This window comes from Microcystis sp. M53603_WE2 (genome assembly GCF_030065435.1).
In genome coordinates, this window is sequence record NZ_JASJFF010000002.1 from 1 (window position 1) to 7,957 (window position 7,957).

Annotated in this window: 11 protein-coding genes, 1 tRNA gene and 1 pseudogene; 10 read left to right on the top strand and 3 right to left on the bottom strand. The window is 40.8% G+C overall.

Annotated features, from left to right (window positions below; all coding sequences use genetic code 11):
* Together PX481_RS00025 and PX481_RS00030 are read right to left on the bottom strand one after the other, a co-directional pair.
* Positions 1 to 333 (bottom strand): type II toxin-antitoxin system VapC family toxin (locus PX481_RS00025; RefSeq protein ID WP_288092988.1); only part of this gene is annotated, 333 nt, incomplete at its 3' end.
* The gene (locus tag PX481_RS00030; protein WP_024968940.1) at positions 330 to 584 is read right to left on the bottom strand and encodes a hypothetical protein; all 255 of its coding nucleotides are present in this window, start codon (positions 582 to 584) and stop codon (positions 330 to 332) included. The genes PX481_RS00030 and PX481_RS00025, both read right to left, overlap by 4 nt.
* Positions 585 to 865: 281 nt before the next feature.
* Between PX481_RS00030 and PX481_RS00035 the strand changes: the two genes are divergently transcribed.
* The 10 genes and pseudogenes from PX481_RS00035 (at position 866) to PX481_RS00080 (ending at position 7,394) form a co-directional block, all read left to right on the top strand.
* The gene (locus PX481_RS00035; RefSeq protein WP_002757768.1) at positions 866 to 1,162 is read left to right on the top strand and encodes a hypothetical protein; all 297 of its coding nucleotides are present in this window, start codon (positions 866 to 868) and stop codon (positions 1,160 to 1,162) included.
* Positions 1,163 to 1,168: 6 nt separating this feature from the next.
* Positions 1,169 to 1,573, top strand: a pseudogene (locus tag PX481_RS00040) (type II toxin-antitoxin system VapC family toxin).
* 282 nt (positions 1,574 to 1,855) lie between these two features.
* Complete coding sequence (locus tag PX481_RS00045; RefSeq protein WP_002757770.1) at positions 1,856 to 2,341, top strand: DUF29 domain-containing protein; 486 nt, start codon at positions 1,856 to 1,858, stop codon at positions 2,339 to 2,341.
* 105 nt (positions 2,342 to 2,446) lie between these two features.
* Complete coding sequence (locus PX481_RS00050; protein WP_002757771.1) at positions 2,447 to 3,346, top strand: lysophospholipid acyltransferase family protein; 900 nt, start codon at positions 2,447 to 2,449, stop codon at positions 3,344 to 3,346.
* Positions 3,347 to 3,487: 141 nt separating this feature from the next.
* On the top strand, positions 3,488 to 4,264 hold the full coding sequence (fabG, locus tag PX481_RS00055; protein ID WP_288092998.1) for a 3-oxoacyl-[acyl-carrier-protein] reductase: 777 nt from the start codon (positions 3,488 to 3,490) through the stop codon (positions 4,262 to 4,264).
* Positions 4,265 to 4,375: 111 nt separating this feature from the next.
* Positions 4,376 to 5,143 carry a proteasome-type protease gene (locus PX481_RS00060; RefSeq protein WP_002757776.1) on the top strand — a complete coding sequence of 256 codons (768 nt, stop codon included), beginning with the start codon at positions 4,376 to 4,378 and terminating at the stop codon, positions 5,141 to 5,143.
* A gap of 31 nt (positions 5,144 to 5,174) precedes the next feature.
* Complete coding sequence (locus PX481_RS00065; protein WP_288092993.1) at positions 5,175 to 5,912, top strand: sulfite exporter TauE/SafE family protein; 738 nt, start codon at positions 5,175 to 5,177, stop codon at positions 5,910 to 5,912.
* A 119-nt stretch (positions 5,913 to 6,031) separates the two neighbouring features.
* Positions 6,032 to 6,451: a tetratricopeptide repeat protein gene (locus PX481_RS00070; RefSeq protein ID WP_002757780.1), complete on the top strand. Its 420-nt coding sequence runs from the start codon at positions 6,032 to 6,034 to the stop codon at positions 6,449 to 6,451.
* Positions 6,444 to 7,331 (top strand): M48 family metallopeptidase, encoded by an 888-nt coding sequence (locus tag PX481_RS00075; protein WP_288027692.1) that lies wholly within the window; start codon positions 6,444 to 6,446, stop codon positions 7,329 to 7,331. The genes PX481_RS00070 and PX481_RS00075 overlap by 8 nt, the downstream gene beginning before the upstream one ends.
* Positions 7,310 to 7,394 (top strand) — tRNA-Leu (locus PX481_RS00080). The genes PX481_RS00075 and PX481_RS00080 overlap by 22 nt, the downstream gene beginning before the upstream one ends.
* A gap of 60 nt (positions 7,395 to 7,454) precedes the next feature.
* On the opposite strand, the gene PX481_RS00085 is transcribed toward PX481_RS00080, so the two are convergent.
* Positions 7,455 to 7,649 carry a hypothetical protein gene (locus PX481_RS00085; RefSeq protein WP_190722684.1) on the bottom strand — a complete coding sequence of 65 codons (195 nt, stop codon included), beginning with the start codon at positions 7,647 to 7,649 and terminating at the stop codon, positions 7,455 to 7,457.
* Positions 7,650 to 7,957 lie beyond the last annotated feature (308 nt).

Sequence of the window (7,957 nt, forward strand, 5' to 3'; positions counted from 1 at the left end):
AATTAACTCATTAGCCATAGCAAGAGCTGCAATTTGTAAATCATAACCACCGATAGGAATACCTAATTGATTTAATTGAGAACGAATTCTTCCAGCAATTTTTGCAGAATTTTGGTCAAAAGGTAAAATACTAAATTGATTACAGAAACGCTCTAGCTTTGCTAAATTTTGCTCTTTCCTACTGCTTTTGTAAGCCCCATAATATAATTCTAATTGTACCACAGTAGATAAATAAATCTCGTCTGGCTGATGTTTTGCTAACTCATGAGTAACAGCCAAACTACTATTATTAAGTAGCTTAATACAAACATTTGTATCTAACAGATAAGTCATAGTAGTTGTTCTCTTTCCTCATAATCTGGCTGTTTTTCTCTTACTAATAATTCACCTTCCCAACCGCCAATTACTTCTTCAAAAAAGCCTTCTTGCCATTGGCTAAATGTAGTTTTTTCTTCTTGTTCTTTTAGAGATATTGGCTGATAAACTAAGGTGACTTCTAAATCTGTGTTTTTAAGTTCAGGCGGTAAAGATATTTGTAATGTTCCATCTTCTCCTACACGGGTTTTAAAACTAATTGTTTTCATGGTTTCGGCTAAGGTTACTACTATCATAAGGATAGTGTAATATGTCCTCATCTGACAAGGTGCGTCCCCTGCGGTCTTTTAACCATAAAGACATCTTCACCCCAAACAGGTCGGACATGACAGAAACTACCATCCGATGAGAATGGCCATACATCCCACTCAAGACACCGTTATGCCGCTCTCTTCTCTTCGAGATCGAACTCACGATGTTGCATAACCACGAGAAACTTGATATATTGGCAGTTGATAAATATTATTGAAAATTTACTGGCGGCATAAATATGTTATCAACTGATGTCAGACAAAAATCGATGATTAAGAGAATTGAGCAAGTTGTTTCTATTTTAATGGAAGACCGTCCTTTCTTTAAAGAGGAACTTAATTATTCAGAAATAGTGAAACATTTGGTTGAATTATTTGAAAAAAATTTACCTTTTGAGGAGTTTAACACTATGTCAGAGGCAGAACTGAAAGAGCATTGTAGCTTGATTATGTCCACAGAAATCCTGTCAAAAATTGGCGGCGATTTTACTCCTGAACAAATGGCTATTTTCGATGAAGCAATTAAGCGTAAATAGGTAATTATGAGTTATTTGTTAGATACTAATATCGTCTCTTTGATCATTAAGCGTAATCTTGAAATTTATCAAAAAATTGAAGATGTCAAAGCTCAAAGAAAAAGTATCTTTATCAGTTGCATTACTTATTTTGAAATTAAGAGGGGATTTTTGGCAGTTGCTGCACCTAAACAAAGAGAAAGATTTAACCAACTTTGTCAGGATTATCAAATTATTTTATTAGATGATTTAGCTATTTTATAAAAAGCAGCCGAAATTCATGCTCATCTTAGATTAAGAGGATTACCCATACAAACAGAAGATATTTTAATTGCTGCTACTGCTATAGTTAAAAGTTTAATTGTTGTTTCTAATGACGGTGATTTATTGAGGGTTGAAGGATTAAGTTTAGAGAATTGGGTAGAGTTATAAATTAAACCCAATCTTTAATTCATCCGACATATTTTAACAGCTTGAGTCAGTAAAGACGTGCGTTACACTACGTTAACGCACCCTACAAAATTGGCTTGAGTCAGTAAAGACGTGCGTTACACTACGTTAACGCACCCTACAAAATTGGCTATGCACCAATGATCCTATAAACGAGAATTAGCGGGGCGGTGATTTTTCCCGTGTCAATATCAAAATTAGGAGAAAGTGGCCTAATATATATATGAGGGTGCTTATTTCCTATTAAAAACCGCCAACAACCCAATGAAAACTTTAAATCAGAATCCCTGGCAAGTAGAGGGAGGAGAAACCCTACCCCTACTTTACGAAATTGATCAACATCTTTGGTTAGAGGAAACAATAAAAATCCTCAAGGAAAATCGCTTAGATGAATTAGATGTAATCCATTTAATTGAGGAATTAGAAAGCTTGAGTAAAAGAGATAAAAACCGAGTCAGTAGCTTACTTGAACAAGTGATCAGGCATTTATTACTTTTACAATATTGGACAACAGAAGCAGAAATAAATGGGAATCATTGGCGAGCGGAAATTATCAGTTTTCGCACGCAATTAAGAAAATGTTTAACGACAAATTTACAGAATTATTTAGCCGAGGAATTACCGATAATCTATCAGGATGCTTTCGATTATGTTCAACAAAAAACTGGGTTTTCTAGCGATTTTCCCTCAGAATGCCCTTACAGTTTAGAGCAATTATTAGATAAAAATTGGTTCCACTGTGAAGATTAGACATTAAAAATGATAGAATTATCGAGGAAAGCCGTTCTAAAACGATGGGTTTTTTAACCGAAATTTGCGATAATAAGGTGCGATTAAATTATCAACTTGGCATCAATGCAGATTTTTAGCTCTTTTGTCTCATCTACGGCCACTTTTGCCGAATTATCCCTACAAGCAGCCAAGGCCCCTGTTGATACCCTCACCGGTTGGTCATTAGAGGATCGGGATCCGCAAGTGATCGAAAAATTTGTCCCCCTTCTGGATTGGTTTTATCACCATTATTTTCGGGTTAAAACCGATGGTTGGGAAAATATTCCCCCCTCAGGACAGGTATTATTCATCGGCTCCCACAACGGCGGTTTAGCGGCTCCCGATATGTTTATGATGATGTATGATTGGTTTCAACGCTTTGGCAGCGATCGCTTAGTCTATGGTTTGATGGATTCGCGAGTCTGGCGATTTTTTCCACCCCAAGCTAGTCTAGCAGCCCAAATGGGGGCCGTTCATGCCCATCCCAAAATGGCGATCGCTGCTTTAAATAGTGGCGCTAGTGTCCTCATTTATCCGGGAGGTGCTGCGGATGTTTTCCGTCCCCACAGTTTAAGAAATAAAATTTATTTTGCCGGTAATCAAGCTTTTGTTAAACTAGCTTTACAGTACGAAGTGCCGATTATTCCCGCCATTTCCCACGGCGCTCACTCGACTCTGTTTGTCCTCGAAGATATTTATCCTCAATTAAAAGAATTGCATAAACAGGGTATGCCTTGGCCTTTCGGTATTGACCCCGGGACCTGTCCCATCTATTTCGGTTTACCCTGGGGACTAGCTATCGGTCCCTTGCCGAATATTCCCTTACCCGTATCGATACAGACGCGGGTTTGTCCCCCAATTATTTTTGAACGTTACGGCAAAAAAGCAGCCCGGGACCGCCGTTATGTACGCGAATGTTATGAGAAAGTCTGTTATTTGATGCAGCAACAACTCGATCAATTAGTGGCGGCCAATTCTCCCTGATACTATACAGGAAAGTGGGGACAGAGCGATCGCACTTGAGGATGGCTGCGGTCAAATTAACCCGCTTGTGAGATAATGAATTGTTTTGAGCAAAGTTATCAGTACAAAGTTTTCTCTTGAGATTTGACGATTATTTGGGGAATGCAGAAAATTATGAAACTATTACCCGCAGAATGCCAGCATTTACAAGACAAAGTAGCCATAGTAACCGGGGCCTCGCGAGGGATCGGTAAAGCGATCGCCTTGGAATTAGCCAGCCAGGGTGCTACTGTAGTGGTGAACTATGCTAAATCTAGCAGTGCTGCCGATGCCGTTGTCGAAGAAATTACCGCGGCCGGGGGAAAGGCAATAGCTCTACAAGCAGATGTGGCTAAAAGCGAAGAAGTGGATAATTTAGTGGACAGTACCAAGCAAAAATTCGGTCATATTGATGTCTTAGTTAATAATGCCGGTATTACCCGGGATACCCTAATGTTAAGAATGAAATTAGAAGACTGGCAAGCGGTCATCGATCTCAATTTAACCGGGGTTTTTCTCTGCACTCGCGCCGTCAGTAAATTGATGTTAAAACAGAAAAGCGGCCGCATAATTAACATCACTTCCGTATCCGGTTTGATGGGTAATCCGGGTCAATCTAATTACAGCGCTGCTAAAGCCGGTGTCATCGGTTTAACAAAAACTTTAGCCAAAGAATTTGCCAGTCGAGGCATCACCGTTAATGCCGTGGCCCCCGGCTTTATTGAAACTGATATGACTCATGACCTCAAAGCAGATGAAATCCTCAAATATATTCCCCTATCCCGTTACGGAAAACCGGAAGAAGTCGCTGGAATGGTGCGTTTTTTAGCCGCCGATCCCGCCGCTATTTATATCACTGGTCAAGTCTTTAACGTCGATGGTGGTATGGTTATGGCTTAATTCAGTTATCAGTTATCAGTCGTTGGTCGTCAGAATTTAGCTTTTTTATCCCAACTCTGGCACTCTCATCTCCCCACTTCCCAATTCATAATTCATAATTCATAATTTATAATGACTTACTGTTTAGGAATTATCAATCGTTTTGGCATTGTTATGGGGGCGGATTCTCGTACAAATGCGGGAGTCGATTATATCTCGGCCTATCGGAAATTATTTGATTTTTCGGTGTCGGGAGAAAGGGTAATTATGGTCTGCACATCCGGCAATTTATCGATTAGCCAAGGAGTGATTCACGAACTAAAAAGAGACCTGCACAATCAAGAGGATAAAAATCTCCATTCTCTGAATCATCTCTACGATATCGCCCACTATATCGGTGATAAAAGTCGTCAAGTACAAGCTAGGGAAAGAACTTGGCTAGAAAAAGATAATATTGATTTTAAATGTAACTTTATTCTTGGGGGACAAATTAAAGGAGAAGACCAGCAATTATTCCTGATTTATCCCCAAGGAAATCATATTCAAGCCACCAAAGAAACGCCCTTTTTACAGATAGGTGAAACTAAATACGGTAAACCGATTCTTGATCGCACCATTACCTATGATACACCCCTAGAGGAAATGGCCAAATGTGCCTTACTTTCCATCGATTCGACCATGAAATCGAATATTTCCGTCGGACCGCCTATCTATTTGAGTATGTATGAAGCTAATAGCCTAAGCCTACGTCATAAGTTACAATTGCGCCTAGGAGATCCCTACCTAGCCAAAATGCGGAAACTCTGGGAAGATTACGTCCGGCAAGCTTTCGAGGCTATGCCCAATGTGGAATGGCATTATACCGATGAAGACCCCAAAGAGGATATCATAATAGATTAAGTAACTCTTTGTGAATTAACTTTACAACTCGATGATCATTGTTACCTTGATGTTGGCAGGTAGTCTAGCTTGGTTTTTTAGCACCCTTGCTGGTGGGGGCAGCCCCCTGATTCTACTCCCCGTTTTAGGTTGGTTTCTCGATGCTGCCGTCATTCCTCCAGTTTTAACCACGGGGATGCTACTCGGTAACGTCCAACGCATGGGAATGTATTGGCGCGCCATTGACTGGCCCTCGACGGTGTGGTATCTACCCGGGGCAATTATGGGATCTACCCTCGGCGCTTTTGTCTTTGCCCATTTACAATTCAAATGGTTGCCGCTAGTTTTGGGAATTTTTCTGGTTTTATCCTCGCTTAAACAATTATTTCCCCAAGAAGAAAATCCTTTTTTTGAGATTAAAACTTGGTATTTTATGCCCTCGGGATTTATCTACGCTTTCCTCTCAGGATTAGTCGGTAGTACCGGCCCGATGATGAACCTGTTTTATATCAACTATGGGCTAGTTAAAGAACCAATGGTGGCAACGAAATCCGTTCACATGGTAGTAGTTCATGTGGCCAAATTAATCGCCTACGCAGCCTTTGGAGTTTTACATCTGCCTTTTCTCGGTTACGGTTTATTGTTAGGATTAGCGGCCTGGCCGGGCAATTGGTTAGGACAAAAAGTTTTAGAAAAAATGAGTCCCCAACAATTTAAACAAGCAGTGATGTTATTCGTTTCGATGAGTGGCTTATTGATGATCTGGCGAGAACGCGGCATCGTCTTTTAAAATTTTGCTGACAAAGGGACAAATTTTGCTAGAATACTAGATAAAGGTAAATTGTACTAGCTTTGTGTAATACGCCGATAACCGTTAAATTTGCTCCTTGATTAACCCCCTAGCTGAAAATGACAGAAACCGCCAATTTTACCCTCGAACAAGGTTTAGAACGCTACCAACAGGGAGAAAGCGCCGCCAGTTTATTGCCGGAATTTAAACAATTAAGCGATCGCAGTCCGAAAAATGCCGCCGTTTGGTCCTGTTTAGCTTGGTTATATATGCTCACCGATAAACCGGAATTAGCCCTAAAAGCCGCCCAAAAAGCCGTTAAACTCGATAAAGTTTCCCCCCAAAACCGGATCAATTTGGTTTTAGCTATGTTGGAAACCAAAACCGCCGGAGTTAGAGAACATATCGAACTGGTACAACAATTAGTTAGTTTAAACAAAGAAGTTCGCCAAGAAGTGGATGAAAATATCGCCGATGGTTTAGCTAGAAAACCCAATTGGAAAAGTTTAGAACGCGTCAAAGCTTGGTTAAATGAATAAGAATATGGAATTATCAAAACAGTTATTACTCGGCTTAAAAGCCAATGATTTTCGGCATCCCATCGACCTAGAGGCCACTAACTCCCTTAAACAGTTGCCTGGGTTAGATATAGCCGTGAGAAGTTTGTTAGGTTCCGTCGCTGAGGAATTCTTTTACTTAAATAATATTGCTGCTAGTGTTTTGGTGGGGGAAAAACAATTACCCGACCTGCATAATCTCCTCCTAGAAGCTTGCCGAATTCTCGACTTAGAACCACCTCAATTATACATTCAACAAAACCCCGTTCCTAACGCCTATACCTTCGCCATGCGGGGCAAAAAACCGTTTATGGTGATGCACACTTCCCTAATCGAAATGCTGACTCCCGCAGAAATTCAAGCGGTAATGGCCCACGAATTAGGTCATCTCAAATGTGAACACGGCGTTTATCTCACTTTAGCCAATATTATGGTCCTAGCGGCGGGATTACTGCCCAATTGGGGGACAATGTTAGCACGATCCCTACAGGAGAGAATGTTAGCATGGGTGCGCTGCGCCGAGTTTAGCTGCGATCGAGCGGCTTTATTGGCAGTTCAAGACCCAAAAATCGTCATGTCGGTGTTAATGAAGTTAGCCGGAGGTTCCCCCAGTCTCGCACCTTTATTAAATTTAGAGGCTTTTATCGATCAGGCCAAGTCCTACGATGCCGTCAGCGCCTCGGAAATTGGCGAAATGTTAAAGGGTTTGCAAACCCAACAGTTAACCCATCCCCTCCCCGTCCTACGCGCGCGAGAAATCGATCGTTGGGCTAGTTCCCCCGATTATCACAATTTGTTAAAGAGTCCAAAAATGGGTTATAATGATAAAGCTAATGCCAAGGGCGAATGGCGAAATTGGTAGACGCACCACACTCAAAATGTGGCGAGGCAGCCCCTCATGTCGGTTCGAGTCCGACTCCGCCCATCAAATTACAGTAATTTCTGGCTATTATGGTCTAGAAATATCCCAGAATATTAGCCTAGTTTAGATTTGATTAGTTTTTATCCTGATACTCATACCTGTATTAAGAATAAAATTATTTATCTCACACCAGGTCAGAATTTCTGGGTCTAATGTTTCCTTTTCTGGTGCATTGGGTTCTCCGATTGCCCAAACCACTAAATCTCTATTTTTTCTCCGTAATTGCTTAACATAAAATGGGTCAATATTGTCATCCATCAGATATTGCAACATCATAAACTTTGCCTTTTTGCTTGTCTTTCCGCTTTAATTTTCATTAATTTCTGTACGACAGTCGAAGGATTTTGTTTTGGTTACTCACGCATTTTTTGACCCCATTCTCACCCATCAGCTATGTAGGGTCTGCTGAAAAAGTTTTTCCTAGAAGCAGGGTGTAGGGTGTAGGGTGTGGGGTGTGGGGTTTTACCGATTTTGAGGGGGTCAATTACCTAATTTTCAGGGAAAAAGTACCTGAATTTCCCCCTGATCACTCCCATGCCAGGCACTTTTGGATTTCAAAAAGGTCT